Origin of the sequence: Vibrio cholerae (genome assembly GCF_008369605.1) — a bacterium.
Lineage (GTDB): Bacteria > Pseudomonadota > Gammaproteobacteria > Enterobacterales > Vibrionaceae > Vibrio > Vibrio cholerae.
In genome coordinates this window covers 491,967-509,694 of record NZ_CP043554.1, presented here as the reverse complement: position 1 = coordinate 509,694, position 17,728 = coordinate 491,967, and the positions used below count along the sequence as shown (strand labels likewise).

The window sequence follows — 17,728 nt, the reverse complement described above, 5'->3', positions numbered from 1 at the left end:
AGTCTCAACACTAGTTACACCAAGGATGGCGGACAAAAAGTAGTGACATAAATTAGATTTTTTACTTTATTGTTAACATCACTAACCGGTATGTAATCTTTTTGCCTAGAATGACTTCTACTAGCACGATTTTTTCACAAGTTTAGGTAACGCTAATGCAAACCCCGCAGATCCTTATCGTCGAAGACGAGCAAGTAACTCGTAACACTCTTAAGAGTATTTTTGAAGCAGAGGGATACGCTGTTTTTGAGGCCAGCAATGGTGAAGAGATGCACCAAGTGCTGTCCGATTATCCAATTAACTTGGTGATTATGGACATCAACCTGCCAGGTAAAAATGGCCTGCTGCTTGCACGCGAACTGCGTGAACAAGCGGATGTAGCGCTGATGTTCCTGACCGGTCGCGACAATGAAGTAGATAAGATTCTGGGCCTAGAGATCGGCGCAGATGATTACATCACCAAGCCTTTCAACCCACGTGAACTAACCATTCGCGCACGTAACTTGTTGAGCCGCTCAATGCATGCGGGCACCACACAAGAAGAAAAACGTAGCGTTGAAAAATACGTGTTTAATGGTTGGGAACTGGACATCAACAGCCGTTCACTGGTGAGCCCTGATGGTGATAGCTACAAGCTGCCACGTTCTGAGTTCCGTGCTCTGCTTCACTTCTGTGAAAATCCGGGCAAAATTCAAACTCGTGCCGATCTCTTGAAAAAGATGACTGGACGTGAACTCAAACCACACGATCGTACTGTTGATGTAACGATCCGCCGTATCCGTAAGCACTTTGAATCTGTGTCAGGTACGCCAGAAATCATTGCCACCATTCACGGTGAAGGCTACCGCTTCTGTGGTGATTTAGAAGATTAACCTCTTCTTTTATATCTAATTAGAGAAGACCCTAGCCAATGGCTAGGGTCTTTTTTTATCACTGCTTTGCGTTTGCTTGCTGAGTCAGCCAGCGCTTCAATACAGCAATGTCAGACTGATATTCGTTTTTGATCTCTTCAACCCAGTCACTGATGTTCTCCCACCATGCAGGAGCTTCCGGCGATTGCGCTTTCTGAGCAATCTTTTGAATGCGTTTTAACCCGACAGAGCCTGCCGCACCTTTGATTTTATGGGCTTCACTGACAATGCCTTCTTGATCTTTGGCCACCATATTCGAGTCCAATACAGCAAGATAGGCTGGCATGGATTGTTCGAATAAGTGCACGCTATCAATCACGGGTTGGCTACCGACAATCTCAACATAGGATTGCAGCATCTCGAGATCCAGTAACTGCTGATAGAGATCGTCTGGTACTTCTTTTTCCTTATTTGATTTCACTTTAGCGACGCTCTCACCGGCATGATGTTGCGTCATCTTCGCAATCACTTCTCGCACCGCCGCTACCGATAAAGGTTTGCTTATCGCAGCATCCATCCCTTTTTGACGATACTCTTCTTTATCCTTCAATACATTGGCAGTTAATGCCACTAATGGCGGTAATGAGGAGTAATGGGTGCGGTAATAGTGAGCGATATCGAAGCCTGTCATATCCGGTAGCTGAATATCGAGGAACACCAGATCGTACTCTGTTGGGTTAAAGCCTTGGATCGCTTCTTCGCCCGTCATGGCGACCGTCACCTTATGCCCCATACTTTCAAGTAATGAACGAGCAACCGTAATATTGAGCTCAATGTCTTCGACCATGAAAATATTCAGCTCAGTTTGCGGCTCCTGTGGCTCAATCTCAATCGGCGCTTCAGCTAACAAGGGGACTCGGATCGTTACGGTAAAGGTGCTGCCAAAACCCTCTTCACTGTTGACGCTGATATCGCCGCCCATCAACTTAATCAACTGACGTGATACGGCTAAGCCGATGCCAGTCCCCACCGCATGTAAGTTATCTTTGCCTGACTTGACCTGATAATACATGGCAAAGATTTTTTCTTGTTCCGCTTCCGGAATTCCAATCCCGGTATCTTCAACTTCAATCGTGATCTCTGCATGCTGCGCATCGCATTCCGCGCTGACCGTCATCACCACACCGCCCTCTTTGGTGAACTTCATCGCGTTACTGAGTAGGTTCCATAACACTTGACGCAGACGTGTCGAGTCCACTTCCACTAAAGAAGGCAAGTCAGTTAACCGTTCTAAATCAAAGCGTAACCCTTTTTGCTCCGCCATTAAGGCCGCCAACACTTCAATTTCTGCTACAAACTCTTCAAAGTTGAGGGCTGCAGGGAAAAGTTCTAATTTACGGCGGTCAAACTTATCCATATCAATAATATCGTTGAAGATATTACCCAGCGTCACAGCACTGACATTAATGGTTTGTAAATGCTTACGCTGCTCACCGCTCAATGGACTATCGAGCAGCATCCGGCTCAAACCAACGATACCATTAAGCGGAGTGCGCAGCTCATGGCTAATGGTAGAAATAAACGTGGTTTTGTCGCGGCTGGCTTTCTCCAATGATTCTTCATGGCGTTTACGCTCGGTGATATCACGGCCAAAACCGACCAAGCCAAGATGGCGGCCATCTTTGTTGTAAAAAGGCACTTTACGCAGTTCAAAGAAGCTTTTACGACCATCAGGGTACTCCAACCACTGCTCGTAAGTAATCGCGGTGTTGTTGTTAAAAACTTGCTGATCCGTTTCGACAATTGATTGAGCAATCTCTTTGCGATAAACATCCCAAGGCGTTAACCCCACTAGCTCACTTTCGCGCTTTCCGGTCAGCTCTTCCATCGCTCGGTTGCAGCCAGAAAACTCACCTTTGGCGTTGCGGTAATAGATCAAATCGGGAGATGCGTCGATGAAAGAGCGTAGCAAAGCGGTACGTTCGGCCAATTCCACTTGGGTTTTTTCACGCTGATACACTTCATTTTCAAGGTCAGCCATCGCTTCTTCGCGTGCCTCTTCTGCCTTGATCCGTTCTTCGATTTCTTGATTGAGTTTAACGATGTTTTGCTGAAGTTTTTGATTGAGTTCTTGATCGCGCGAACGCATGTCTTTGAGTTTAGACACCAATTTCGAGAGGCGTTGGCGTGACTCTTCAAGCTGATCGACTACCACAGAAAGAAAGTACACTGCCCAAGGTGTGATAAGTAAACCAAAGAATACCGAGCGGATAATGTCGATATCATCGACGAAACCGTTGAGGATCAGCGTGATACCCACTTGTACCACCACAGCCAAAGCAACCAAGGCGAGAGCTAAGAGAATGGAGAAACGTAAAATGCCCAATTTGACTAACAAATCAACGTAATACTGGGCGAGATTTTTCATCGGTTTCATTCACTGCTCCGTCAGATAAAGAGCACTTAGTCTAGCCTTTTTCCCACACAAACGTTAGCAGCACTTATCCACTTCTTGGCGCTGTGACAGGGCGAACCGCACAGTTTTAGTGGTTTGGTTGATAAATCGAGGTCTGATTGCGGCCATTCGCTTTGGCTTGGTATAAAGCCCGATCCGCTAGCTCAACCATTTGCTCAGGTACATCCTCAGCCCGAGGAATAAGCGTCACTATGCCTAAGCTGACGGTAATCCTATCGGCAACCTTAGAATGATCATGTGGAATCGCTAATCCACGAACTTTCTCATGGATTCGCTCTGCGACCAGTATTGCTCCGGATTGTGGTGTATTGGGCAGTAAAATACCAAACTCTTCTCCCCCGTAGCGGGCAACACAATCAGAATGGCGATTGGCGACTTGAGTAAAGGCAATCGCTATCTGTTTGAGCGTCTCATCGCCCATCAAATGGCCATAAGCGTCGTTGTAATCTTTGAAATAATCGACATCACACAGAATGATGCTTAATGGTTTGCCTTCGCGCACATGCAAATGCCAGAGGGTATGCAGTTGTTCATCAAAACGACGACGATTGGCAACATGAGTCAAGCTATCTAAAAAGCTTAGGCGTTCCAGCTCTTGGTTGGCGGCTTCTAATTGTTCAGCGGCGAGATAGCGCTCCGACACATCTCGCGCCATGATCAGCACGCCATTGGTGCCCGAAGCCGGATCTCGAAAAGGCGATTTCACAACATCAAACCAGATAAACTCACCATCCGAGCGTTCAATTCTGTCGATGTAGCGCAGAGACTTACCTTGGTGCAAGACTTGGCTATCCGTATCGGAAAGACGCGCATAGATGTGCTCGGGGATCACATCTTGCAGTCGTTTACCAACCAGATCTGACACTTCCGCGATCCCGAGAGCTTCCACAAACGGCTGGTTACAGGCTTGGTAGACCATGTTTTCATTGAAGATACCAATCGAATCGGGGCTAGATTCTAAGATGTTTTGTAAAATCGTATCGCGCTGTGCCAATGCCACTTCGGTGTCACGGCGTTTTTCCATCTCTTCTCTTAATTGACGCTGCATGTTGTACCAGTCGGTCACATCATGACTGATGCCAAGTAGCCCAATATTTTCACCTTGCGGCGACATCAATACCCGTTGGTAGGTTTCTAACAGACAGCTGCGCCCATCAGGCGTCACAGTCCAGCAACGCTGACTCGTGCGCCCTTTCATAATGCCTTTAAAAGTAGCGCTGCCCTCTTCAATCCGGCCTTGCCAAAACTGATCAAACGCTCGGTTGGTTGCGATTAAGTGGCCTTCGGTACTTTTAATAAAAATCAGCTCGGAGAGGGAATCAAGTGCCGTGCGCGCTATCGCCAGTGAGTGGCGCTCTTGTTGAATGTCATGGCTGGGACACTCAAAACCAATCACATTCACTAGCCATAATTTCTTCGGCCAACGACGTAAGAGCGAAGCTGAGATCTCTAGAGTTTGGGTCAAATTGCCCGGCACAGGCCAAAGCAGAGGGACGGAACGCTTTTGCTGTGCACTGCTGGCGAGCGCTCGATAAAAAGCTTGCTGACTCTCTTCACTCTGCTCGGCAGAAAACAGATAGTGACGTCCCACCAAGCGGATCCCCAGTAACAAATACGCGGCAAGATTGGCACGTAAAACGCGATCCTCTCCTACCAAGAGCATCCCTGACGGTGCATGGTGAAGTAACTGAATCCACTGTTGAGGTTGAACATAGCGCTGCCATCCTGAAAAAAGCCATAACCCACCACCAAGCACAAGCCCGGCAGCGAACAAGAAACGTACAAATTCAGAGAGAAATTCAGGCATGCATTCAGCAGTGTTATTGATGATTCTTTAAATAGTACAAAAGATTATCTGACTTTGCTGCGGATTATTACTTTAAGTTCAAAGGTGAATACTCAAAAGGCGTACCGAGCAACGAGCCCTGAGCCCCTTCTTTTTCCAATCTTTGGCCAATCGCTGTCATCGCCCACCAGCGATTTTCGCACCACAACGGGGCAAGTAGCGTTGGCCTGCGGGCTGCAGAAGAGACTCGATGATAAACAATCTCTGGGGGTGTAAAACGGATCATCTCGCAAGCGATGGACACATATTGATCCTGATCGAGCACAGTTAAACGCCCCGCTCGCCACGCTTTGGCCATAGTGCTCCCTTCCACTATGTGTAAACCGTGCAACTTAATGCCATCGGTACCTACCTTCAGTACTTGCTGTAACGTGGTGAGGTTTTCAGTGCGCCCTTCACCGGGTAACCCAACAATCAAGTGAGTACACACTTTGATACCTAATGCTCTGGCTTTGGCTGTGATCTCTGCGTAGCAGGCAAAATCGTGGCCACGGTTAATGCGTTTTAAAGTTTGATCGTGCGCCGTCTGTAAACCCAATTCAAGCCAAATTTCATAACCTTGCTGCACATAATCGGCGAGCAACTCAAGCACCGCATCCGGTACACAATCAGGACGAGTGCCAACACACAACCCCACAATATCCGCTTCTTCTAGGGCTTGTTCGTACATGGATTTCAGCACTTGCACTTCCGCATACGTGCTGGTGTAAGCTTGAAAATAAGCGAGGTATTTTTTGGCGCGTTTGATCTCCCCCGCCCGATCTTTCAACTGCGCTTGAATACTCTGCTGCTGAGTCTCTTCATCGGCAAACGACGCCACATTACAGAAAGTGCAGCCGCCACGGCCTATCGTGCCATCGCGATTCGGACAACTGAATCCACCATGCAGCGTTAACTTATGGACCTTCTCTCCATAACGGCGTTGTAAATCTTGACCTATGGTGTTCACCAGTTGATGTAAATGCATCGGCTCGCTCAATCTAAATACAAATATCTCTCACTACCATCCGTGTAATTTAATTACATTTCCAATCGAATTGGTCACAAATTTTAATCCCTCGCGTTTGATTTCAAACAGCGTCAAATCAATAAATAGGCATAAAATAAACACCATTTGCATTTTGTTGCTAGTTTGTTAAACAAAACATTCATCTAGCTGTAAAAAAATAAACCAAACCGCAGACTTTTCGTTGGAATTTGCGCCAGCAAAATTGTAGGATACTTTCAGTTTTCCGTGCTTTTTTGCTCAATTAATTACAAAAAACGCGGCAGACTATCGGTGATATTCCACACCTACCAAAAGAATCCACTAGTAAAGTGGCTCGACAACAGGAATGTCACTAAGGATTGTCTTTCTCACAATATATTTCCTGTGAGAGACGGAAAGGACGCGGATCTGCTCCCTAAGCAGATTTCACTCAAAACAAAAAAGGACAGGACGTATCGCCCAAGCGACTCATTCAGCGGATGCTGCTTGATGCGTGGCGGGAATAACTGAGTGCACACTCAGTGCGGTTGCGTCCTCAATAACTGGAAGGATGTATCTATGGTAGATAAAGCGCAACGTTCGCGTGGTCTTTATACGCCTGAGCTGGAGCATGATGCTTGTGGCATCGGCTTTGTCGCTCACCTGAAAAATCGCAAGTCTCATCAGGTGGTCACTCAAGCTTTGGACATGCTCGCACGCATGGAACACCGTGGCGGTCAGGGTTGTGACCCTTGCAGCGGTGACGGTGCGGGTATTTTGTTGCAAAAACCTCACGAATTTTTACTCGAAGAAGCGGTTAAACTGGGGATCAAGCTGCCTTCATTCGAAAAGTACGGTGTTGGTGTGGTGCTGTTCCCGAAAGATGAACATAAACGCGCCCAATGCCGCGACATTCTAGAACGCAATGCCAAACGCCTTGATCTGGATGTGATTGGCTACCGCGTTTTACCAACCAATAACAGCATGTTGGGTGCCGACCCCCTCAGTACCGAACCACAATTTGAACACGTGTTTATTTCTGGCGGCCCGGGTATGCAGCCTGACGAGCTAGAACGCAAGCTGTACGTGCTGCGTAACTACACAGTTCGCGTCTGCCTTGAGAGCGTGTCGAACATCGGTGATGATTTTTATATCAACTCGATGTCGTACAAAACCTTGGTCTATAAAGGTCAGTTGACTACAGAGCAAGTACCGCAATACTTCCTCGATTTGCAAAATCCGACCATGGTGACGGCGTTAGCGCTGGTGCACTCGCGTTTCTCTACCAACACCTTCCCGAAATGGCGACTGGCTCAGCCTTTCCGCTACATCGCGCACAACGGTGAGATCAACACGGTTCGCGGTAACTTAAACTGGATGAAAGCGCGCGAGGCGATTTTACAATCCAAACTGTTTACTCAAGCTGAAATCGATATGCTGCTACCTATCTGCCAAGAAGGCGCATCCGATTCTGCTAACTTTGACATGGTACTCGAACTGCTGGTGCTTTCCGGTCGCAGCTTGCCTCACGCTCTAATGATGATGATCCCAGAAGCATGGCAAGAAAACAAAGCGATGGATCCCAAGCGCCGCGCCTTCTATCAATACCACGCTAACGTCATGGAACCTTGGGACGGCCCAGCATCAGTGTGCTTTACCGATGGGGTACAAGTGGGCGCCACGCTGGATCGTAACGGTCTGCGTCCGTCTCGTTATACCGTCACCAAAGACGATTTTCTGATCATGGCTTCCGAATCTGGCGTCGTGGAAATTGATCCGGCCAATGTGGAATACCGTGGTCGTCTGCAACCGGGACGTATTTTTGTTGCCGACCTAGAACAAGGCCGCATCATCTCGGATGAAGAGGTGAAAGACGGTATCGCTTCGGCGCAGCCTTATGAAAAATGGGTAGAAGAAAACCTACTCAGTTTGAAAAAACTGCCGGATGCCGACAACGTACACAGCCAACCGTCGCCAGAGCGTCTCCTCCATCGCCAACAAGCGTTTGGGGTGAGTAGCGAAGAGGTCAATGACATCATTCTGACTCTCGCGCAAACCGGTTATGAGCCGCTCGGTTCGATGGGGGCAGACTGGCCGGTCGCCGTGCTGTCACACCAATCTCAGCATCTCTCCAACTACTTCAAGCAGTTGTTTGCCCAAGTGACCAACCCACCGATCGACCCGATCCGTGAACGCATGGTGATGTCGCTCAACACTTATATCGGTCGCGATCAAAACTTGCTGGCAGAAACCCCAGCGCACTGTCGTAAGGTCGAATTGGAATCGCCGGTCATTTCTAATGCTGAGCTTGAGAAAATCCGTGCAATTGATAACGAGCACTTGCAAGCCAAAACCTTGGATATCGTGTTTCGTGCCAGCGATGAACCGGGCAAGCTCGAACGCGCTCTGAAACGTATTTGCCAATACGCGGAAGATGCGGTGATTGATGGCTATTCGATCATTTTGCTGACCGACCGCGCGGTAAACTCCAACCACGCCGCGATCCCAGCCATGCTGGCTGTCGGTGCGGTGCACCATCACCTGATCCGCAAAGGTCTGCGTTCGAAATGCGGCATTGTGGTGGAAACTGGTGATGCGCGTGAAACGCACCACTTTGCAACTCTACTCGGCTACGGTGCAAACGCAGTCAACCCGTATCTAGTGGTGGAAACCATTGTTGACCTCAAGCGTCAGAAGAAACTTGATGCCGACGTATCGGTAGAGAAATACTTCGAGAATTACCGCAAAGGCGTGAACGGCGGTCTTTTGAAGATCTTCTCTAAAATGGGGATTTCGACGCTGCAGTCTTATCACGGTGCACAGATTTTTGAAGCGCTCGGGATCAGTAAAGCGGTGGTCGATAAATACTTCACTGGCACTATCACCCGTATTCAAGGTTTGACCCTCGACGACATCGCTAAAGAAGTGTTAGTTCGTCATCGCATTGGCTACCCAACGCGTGAAATCCCACTGCAAGTGCTGGATGTCGGCGGCGTGTATCAATGGAAACAGCGTGGTGAGCAGCATCTGTTCAACCCAGAAACGATTCACCTGCTGCAAGAATCGACTCGCCACAAAAATTATCAGCAGTTCAAGAAGTACGCAGCCGCGGTGGATAGCCAAGGCGATAAAGCCGTTACTCTGCGCAGCCAGCTTGATTTTGTGAAAAATCCAGCCGGTTCCATTCCGATTGAGGAAGTGGAACCAATCGAGAGCATTGTGAAGCGCTTTGCAACCGGTGCGATGTCGTTTGGTTCTATCTCTTACGAAGCGCACTCCACACTGGCGATTGCGATGAACCGTTTAGGCGCGAAATCCAACTCCGGTGAAGGTGGTGAAGACCCAATGCGTTTTGAGCCTAATGCCAACGGTGATTCAGAGCGTTCAGCGATCAAGCAAGTGGCATCTGGCCGTTTCGGCGTGACCTCTTACTATCTGACCAACGCGGATGAAATCCAGATCAAGATGGCGCAAGGGGCGAAACCGGGCGAAGGTGGCCAGCTACCGGGTGATAAAGTCGATGAATGGATCGGGGCAACTCGTCACTCCACACCGGGAGTCGGCCTGATTTCGCCACCACCGCACCACGACATTTACTCTATCGAAGACTTAGCCCAACTGATTTTCGATCTGAAAAACGCCAACCGCAAAGGCCGGGTCAACGTCAAACTGGTTTCTGAAGCCGGTGTCGGCACCATCGCATCGGGTGTGGCTAAAGCCAAAGCTGACGTAGTACTGATTGCCGGTCACGATGGCGGTACGGGTGCATCACCCATCTCTTCTATCCGTCATACCGGTTTACCTTGGGAACTGGGTCTGGCAGAAACCCACCAGACTCTGCTCAAAAACGGCCTGCGTAACCGCATTGTGGTGCAAGCCGATGGACAGATGAAAACCCCACGCGATATCGCGATTGCGGTACTGTTGGGCGCTGAAGAATGGGGCGTGGCCACCGCTGCACTGGTGGTTGAAGGCTGTATCATGATGCGTAAGTGTCATAAAAACACTTGCCCTGTCGGTATCGCCACACAAAACAAAACTCTGCGTGAGCGTTTTGCTGGCCGTGTGGATGACGTTGTGACCTTCTTCCAATACATGGCACAAGGCCTGCGTGAAATCATGGCTGAGCTCGGTTTCCGCACCATTAACGAAATGGTCGGCCAAGCGCACAAACTCAAAGTGCGTGATGATATTGGCCACTGGAAGTACAAAAACCTCGATCTGTCGCCGATCCTCTTTATTGAGCAGCCGCGCAGCGAAGATGGTATTTACTGCCAGACTCAGCAGAACCACCAGCTCGAAAGCGTACTGGATCGCACCTTGATCCAATTAGCAACGCCTGCCCTTGAGCGTGGTGAAGCGGTCAAAGCAGAGTTATCGATCATCAACACCGATCGCAGTACCGGCACCATGTTGTCTAACGAAATCTGTAAGGTTTACAAAGACCAAGGTCTACCACAGCCAATGCAGGTGAAATTCAACGGCAGTGCGGGACAATCTTTCGGGGCATTCCTCACTAAAGGCGTTTACTTTGAAGTGGAAGGCGATGCTAACGACTACTGGGGCAAAGGTCTTTCTGGTGGCACGCTGGTGCTCTACCCGAACCGTAACGCCACCATAGTTCCGGAAGAGAACATTGTGGTCGGTAACGTCTGTTTCTACGGCGCAACCTCTGGCGAATCTTACATTCGCGGCCTAGCGGGCGAGCGTTTCTGCGTGCGTAACTCAGGTGCCAAAGTGGTGGTGGAAGGTATCGGCGATCACGGCTGTGAATACATGACCGGCGGTGTCGCAGTGATCCTCGGTTCAACCGGCCGTAACTTCGCCGCAGGTATGAGTGGCGGCGTGGCTTACGTGTGGGATAAATCTGGCGACTTCCAATCTAAGCTCAATGCAGAATTGGTTGATCTGGACCCTATCGAAGCGGAAGACAGAGCCCTACTCAAAGAGATGTTAACCAAGCATGTTCAATTCACAGGAAGTGAAGTGGCCAAAGCTTTCCTTGCCAACTTTGACGCAAGCCTAGCCACGATGGTCAAGGTCATGCCGCGTGATTACAAAGCGGTACTGCAAAAGCGTAAAGCACAGGAGCAACAAGCCACATTAGCAGCGGAGGCGGTATAAATGGGTAAAGCTACCGGATTTTTAGAATTTGGTCGTGAACTGCCGAAAAAAATCGACCCGGCAGAGCGCATCAAAAACAACAAAGAGTTTGTTCTTAACCAAGAGTTTGGTAAGAAGATCAATCAGCAAGCTTCACGTTGTATGGATTGTGGCGTGCCGTTTTGTCATAACGGCTGCCCGATTGGCAACATCATTCCCGAGTTTAACGATGCAGTGTATCGCGACAGTTGGGAAGAGGCTTGGAATATTCTGAGCTCGACCAACAACTTCCCAGAGTTTACCGGTCGTGTCTGCCCTGCACCTTGTGAAACCGCTTGTGTGCTTGGCATCAACCAAGATCCGATCACCATCTGTAACATTGAAAAAACCATTGTGGAACGTGCTTACCAAGAAGGCTATGCCAAGCCGAAAACGCCACGTTCACGCACCGGAAAAACGGTCGCCATCATTGGCTCAGGCCCTGCGGGGCTGGCCGCGGCGGAGCAGTTGAATGCCGCGGGTCATAGCGTGACCGTGTTTGAGCGGGATGAAAAAGTCGGCGGCTTGCTGCGCTTTGGCATTCCCGATTTCAAACTCGGTATGGATGTGATCGATCGCAAAATCAATCTGATGGAGCAAGCGGGCGTTAAGTTCGTGGTCAATGCGCATATCGGTGTAGATATCAACGCTCAACAGTTGCGTCAGGAGTTTGATGCGGTATTGCTGACGGGCGGCTCAACCGTACCACGTGATCTGCGCATTCCCGGACGTGATCTGAAAGGCGTTTACTTCGCGATGCAGTTCCTCGCGCAAAATAACCGCCGAGCCAATGGCATGGATCTGAAAGGGGAAGAGATCCACGCTAAAGGCAAACATGTGGTAGTGATCGGAGGCGGCGATACTGGCTCCGACTGTGTCGGCACCTCTAACCGCCACGGCGCTGCGAGTATCACTCAAGTGGAGATCATGCCGATCCCACCGCAAAAGCGCCCAGTGAATATGCCTTGGCCGCAATATCCGATGATTCTGCGCACCTCTACCTCTCATGAAGAAGGCTGTGAGCGTCATTGGAACATCCTCACCAAAGAGTTCATTGGTAATGAACAAGGTGAAGTGACGGGTCTACGCATCGCTGACATCGTTTGGAAAGATGCAGCCCCCGGTGAGCGACCAAGCTTTGACGAAGTGGCAGGCAGTGAACGCGTCATTCCTTGTGATATGGCATTTCTGGCGATGGGCTTCTTGCATCCAGAGCCACACGGCGTGCTTGCTCAGTTGGGGATTAAGCTTGATGAGCGCGGCAATGTGGCGACGCAAGATTTTGCGACCAACCAAAAAGGCGTATTCGCCGCAGGTGATATGCGTACAGGCCAATCCTTGGTGGTGCGCTGTATCAACGAAGGGCGCGAATGTGCGCGAGCCGTTGACACCTTCTTGATGGGCAATACCCATCTTGAGGCAAAAGCGGACTCACTCATGCTGTCAGCATAATCCTCTGTTGGCGCGGGTGATGCATCCTCATCCGTGTCAACAGAACCGTTTCCTTCCATATTGTTTTACTTCGGCCAGCACTCCCTGCTGGCCTTTTTTATGCCTATTCTCATCACACGGGATAAAACCTTGAGTTATCTGTAACTGAGAGAAAACTATCCCATTGAATATAATGACATTATTTGAAGTATTCCTCGGCAAATACCCTGCAAACCCTATTTTCAACCAATAACTTGACCTTTTGTACAATAAGCTATAGGTTGTGAATTCGGTGAAAATAAAATCCCGCAAAAATGTTAATTAATTAACCTGAAATGTTAGTTAAATATTCAAATTATAAAGATTTAAATGAATAGTTATACCCAAGCCACTTGAAGCCATCGTTAAACGGAAGTGGATGAATCCCCATCAGCATAGATAACTATGTGATTGGAGTAGACAGACACCGCCAATACCGAGGCTGTTTCAAGGAGTAAGGGAATAGTCATTTACTGTCTGGATGACAGAGATGCAAAGGGAGAATTGCAATGGCTCTATACGATCCAAGTCTTGAAAAAGACAACTGTGGATTCGGCTTGATCGCGCACATGGAAGGGCAAGCCAGTCACAAACTCGTTCGTACCGCGATTTCAGCACTTGATCGCATGACTCACCGTGGCGGTATCGCCGCCGATGGTAAAACAGGTGATGGCTGTGGTCTGTTGCTGCAAAAACCTGACTCTTATTTGCGCCTGATCGCAGAAGAGCAACATTGGAAACTCAGCAAACAGTACGCGATTGGCATGCTGTTTCTCAGCCGAGATCCACACAAAGCGCAGCTGGCACAGCAAATTGTTAACCAAGAACTCGCTAAAGAAACCTTAAGCGTGGCAGGTTGGCGCAAAGTGCCCACCAACCCGAAAGTGCTTGGCCCGATAGCCCTCGACTCTTTGCCCGATATTCAACAAGTCTTCATCTCCGCCCCGGCCGGTTGGCGTGAGCGCGATGTTGAGCGCCGTCTGTATATTGCGCGTCGTCGCATTGAAAAACAGATTACGGATGATCGCGATTTCTACATCTGCTCGCTCTCGACTCAAGTGTTGGTTTACAAAGGCCTGTGTATGCCCGCAGACCTACCACGCTTTTATCTCGACTTAGCCGATCTGCGTATGGAATCGGCGATTTGCTTGTTCCACCAACGTTTCTCCACCAATACTCAGCCACGCTGGCCGCTGGCTCAGCCGTTTCGCTATCTGGCGCACAATGGCGAAATCAACACCATTGAAGGTAACCGCCAGTGGGCACGCGCTCGGGCTTATAAGTTCGCGTCACCGCTGCTGCCCGATTTGCAAAGCGCTGCCCCTTTTGTGAATGAAACCGGTTCGGACTCTTCGAGCCTAGACAACATGCTGGATCTGTTTTTAGCCGGCGGGATGGATATCTTCCGTGCGATGCGCATGCTGGTTCCGCCCGCATGGCAAAACCATCCGGATATGGATCCGGATCTGCGTGCTTTCTACGATTTCAACTCCAAACACATGGAGCCTTGGGATGGCCCGGCGGGGATCGTGCTGTCCGATGGTCGTTACGCCGCGTGTAACCTTGACCGTAACGGCCTGCGTCCTGCGCGTTATGTGATCACCAAAGATAAGCTCATCACCCTCGCTTCAGAAGTCGGGATTTGGGATTACGCACCGGATGAAGTGTCTGAAAAAGGTCGGGTTGGCCCCGGCGAGCTGCTGGTGATCGACACTCGCAAAGGCAAAATTTGGCAATCGAGCGAAATTGATAACGACCTAAAAAGCCGTCACCCCTATCGTGAGTGGATGGAAAATAACGTCTATAAACTCACGCCCTTTTCACAGTTGCCCGACGATAAGGTTGGTGAGCGCAGCTTTGATGCAGACTTGCTAAAAACCTATCAAAAGCAGTTTGCGATGAGCAACGAAGAGATCGATCAAATCCTGCGCGTGCTGGGCGATATGGCGCAAGAAGCAGTCGGTTCCATGGGGGATGACACGCCGATGGCGGTACTTTCTTCCAAAGAGCGCCTGATCAGCGATTACTTCCGGCAAAAATTCGCTCAGGTGACCAACCCACCGATCGATCCACTGCGTGAAAAACATGTGATGTCGCTGGCCACCAGCATCGGCCAAGAGATGAACGTATTTTGCGAAACCGATGGTCACGCCCATCGCGTGACCTTTGATTCGCCGATCCTGCTCTACTCAGATATGCAGCAGCTACTGACGCTCAGCGATCAGCACTATCGCAACACCATTCTTGACATCAACTTCGATCCGCAAGAGAAAAATCTCAAACAAGCGGTGTTGGATTTGTGTGACAAAGCCGAACAAGTGGTGCGCGAAGGCACCGTTTTAGTGGTGCTCTCCGACCGCGCATTAACCGCGGATCGTCTGCCGATTCCCGCTGCAATGGCGGTCGGTGCAGTACAAGCTCGTCTGGTGGAAGCCAATTTACGCTGCGATGCCAACATCATTATTGAAACCGGTGCCGCGCGCGATCCACACCATTTTGCGGTGCTGATCGGCTTTGGTGCCACGGCCGTTTATCCTTACCTCGCCTACGAAACACTGGGCAAAATGATTGATGATGGCGCGCTGCAAAAGAGCTATCGCGAAGTGATGCAGAATTACCAATACGGCATCAACAAAGGTCTGTACAAAATCATGTCCAAAATGGGCATTTCGACTGTCGCCTCTTATCGCTGCTCACAACTGTTTGAAGCGGTGGGGCTGCACAGCGATGTGGTTGATCTCTGCTTTAAAGGGGTTACCACTCGCATTCAAGGCGCGAACTTCGACGATTTTGAGCAAGATCTGTTTAATCTGTCGCGTAAAGCATGGGCAAAACGTAAGCCTCTCGAACACGGTGGTTTACTCAAATACGTTCACGGTGGCGAATACCACGCCTACAACCCAGATGTGGTTGGCACACTACAAAAAGCGGTCAAATCCGGCGAAACCATGGATTACCGTGAGTTTGCTCAGCAAGTCAACCAGCGCCCTGTCGCCATGCTGCGCGATTTACTGCGTTTGAAAACCTCGGATAAACCGCTGCCACTGGAGCATATCGAGCCCGCGAGCGATCTCTACAAACGCTTTGACTCCGCCGCCATGTCGATTGGCGCGTTAAGCCCAGAAGCCCATGAAGCGTTAGCTACCGCGATGAACCGTTTAGGCGGCTATTCCAACTCAGGTGAAGGTGGTGAAGATCCACGCCGTTTTGGCACTGAGCGTAACTCACGTATCAAGCAAGTCGCCTCTGGTCGTTTTGGGGTTACACCGCACTATTTAACCAATGCGGATGTGCTGCAAATTAAAGTGGCGCAAGGGGCAAAACCCGGTGAAGGCGGTCAGCTTCCGGGACATAAGGTCACGGCGGAGATCGCCAAACTGCGTTATTCCGTTCCCGGTGTGACTTTGATTTCGCCGCCGCCACATCACGATATCTACTCGATTGAAGATTTGGCGCAGCTGATTTTCGATCTTAAACAGATCAACCCGAAGGCCTTGGTCTCGGTCAAGCTCGTCTCTGAGCCGGGCGTTGGCACGATTGCCACTGGTGTGGCAAAAGCCTACGCCGACCTTATCACCATCTCAGGTTATGACGGCGGCACCGCAGCCAGCCCGCTCACCTCTGTAAAATATGCAGGAAGCCCTTGGGAGCTCGGTTTGGCGGAAACGCAACAAGCCTTGGTCGCCAACGGTCTGCGTCACAAGATCCGTCTACAAGTCGATGGCGGTTTGAAAACCGGATTGGATGTGATCAAAGGAGCGATTTTAGGCGCGGAAAGTTTTGGTTTTGGTACTGCGCCTATGGTGGCGATGGGATGTAAATTCTTGCGTATTTGCCACCTCAACAACTGTGCAACCGGTGTGGCAACGCAGGATGAAACGCTGCGCAAAGATTACTTCAAAGGTCTGCCAGAGATGGTGATGAACTATTTCAAAGGGTTAGCTGAAGAAGTGCGCGGTTATCTGGCCGAATTGGGCGTTGAGAAGCTCACCGATCTCATCGGCCGTACCGATCTGTTGGAGGTGGTAGAAGGCATGACCGCGAAACAGAGCAAATTGGATCTCTCCGATCTGCTCGAAGCACCTGTGTCACCACAAAATCTGCCACTGTACTGCACCGAACCGAACACGCCGTTTGATAAAGGGGCACTTAACCAGAAAATCGTCGAAGATGCGCTAGCAGCCGTGGAAAACCAGCAATCGCTGGAGCTCTATTACAACGTGATCAACACCGACCGTTCGATTGGCGCGCGTCTGTCAGGTGAAATCGCGAAACGTTATGGCAATCTCGGCGTCGCCACCTCCCCCATCAAGGTCGTCCTCAATGGTACCGCAGGGCAATCGTTCGGAGTCTGGAACGCAGGTGGTCTTGAGCTGTATCTCACCGGTGATGCCAACGACTACGTCGGTAAAGGCATGGCAGGCGGCAAGATTGTGATTCGCCCTCACCAAGGCACCGCTTTTGTGTGTAACGAAGCAACCATTATCGGCAACACCTGCTTGTATGGCGCAACGGGCGGTAAACTGTTTGCCGCAGGTAAAGCTGGCGAGCGTTTCGCGGTGCGCAACTCCGGCACGATTGCCGTGATTGAAGGCGCTGGCGATAACGCCTGTGAATACATGACCGGTGGCATCGTCGCCATTTTAGGCGCAACAGGCGTGAACTTTGGCGCAGGTATGACCGGCGGCTTTGCTTATGTACTCGATGAGAATGGCGATTTCCAAGGCCGCGTCAATGATGAATCCGTTGAAGCGGTTGCCTTGACCGACTTGTATATCCATCAAGAGCATCTGCGCGGGTTGATTGCTGAACATCTCGAAGAGACTGGTTCCGCCCACGCAGAGCGAATTTTGGCGAACTTTGATGAATGGATTCCGAAGTTCTATCTGATCAAACCACAAGCAGCGGACTTACGTACCCTGCTCGGCCATCAGAGCCGCAGCGCAGCCGAACTGCGCGTGCAAGCACAATAATTG

Annotated in this window: 7 protein-coding genes; 4 read left to right on the top strand and 3 right to left on the bottom strand. The window is 50.0% G+C overall.

Annotated elements, in window-relative coordinates; all coding sequences use genetic code 11:
- Nucleotides 1-155: 155 nt before the first annotated feature.
- Nucleotides 156-872 (top strand): two-component system response regulator ArcA, encoded by a 717-nt coding sequence (gene arcA, locus F0316_RS02440; protein ID WP_001194426.1) that lies wholly within the window; start codon nt 156-158, stop codon nt 870-872.
- Between the two features lie 58 nt (nt 873-930).
- Here the strand turns inward: arcA and arcB are convergent, their stop codons facing one another.
- The 3 genes from arcB to F0316_RS02425 form a co-directional block, all read right to left on the bottom strand.
- Nucleotides 931-3,288 carry an aerobic respiration two-component sensor histidine kinase ArcB gene (arcB, locus tag F0316_RS02435; RefSeq protein ID WP_060779836.1) on the bottom strand — a complete coding sequence of 786 codons (2,358 nt, stop codon included), beginning with the start codon at nt 3,286-3,288 and terminating at the stop codon, nt 931-933.
- 106 nt (nt 3,289-3,394) lie between these two features.
- Complete coding sequence (locus F0316_RS02430; RefSeq protein ID WP_149560180.1) at nt 3,395-5,134, bottom strand: diguanylate cyclase domain-containing protein; 1,740 nt, start codon at nt 5,132-5,134, stop codon at nt 3,395-3,397.
- A 67-nt stretch (nt 5,135-5,201) separates the two neighbouring features.
- The gene (locus F0316_RS02425) at nt 5,202-6,140 is read right to left on the bottom strand and encodes a TIGR01212 family radical SAM protein (protein WP_069730989.1); all 939 of its coding nucleotides are present in this window, start codon (nt 6,138-6,140) and stop codon (nt 5,202-5,204) included.
- Nucleotides 6,141-6,719: 579 nt separating this feature from the next.
- On the opposite strand from F0316_RS02425, the gene gltB (F0316_RS02420) reads away from it, so the two are divergent.
- The 3 genes from gltB (F0316_RS02420) to gltB (F0316_RS02410) all read left to right on the top strand — a co-directional run bounded on the left by gltB (F0316_RS02420) (nt 6,720) and on the right by gltB (F0316_RS02410) (nt 17,725).
- Nucleotides 6,720-11,264 (top strand): glutamate synthase large subunit, encoded by a 4,545-nt coding sequence (gene gltB / locus F0316_RS02420; protein ID WP_162806001.1) that lies wholly within the window; start codon nt 6,720-6,722, stop codon nt 11,262-11,264.
- Nucleotides 11,265-12,734 carry a glutamate synthase subunit beta gene (locus F0316_RS02415; RefSeq protein WP_149560178.1) on the top strand — a complete coding sequence of 490 codons (1,470 nt, stop codon included), beginning with the start codon at nt 11,265-11,267 and terminating at the stop codon, nt 12,732-12,734.
- A gap of 527 nt (nt 12,735-13,261) precedes the next feature.
- Nucleotides 13,262-17,725: a glutamate synthase large subunit gene (gltB, locus tag F0316_RS02410; RefSeq protein WP_001240196.1), complete on the top strand. Its 4,464-nt coding sequence runs from the start codon at nt 13,262-13,264 to the stop codon at nt 17,723-17,725.
- Nucleotides 17,726-17,728: the final 3 nt, after the last annotated feature.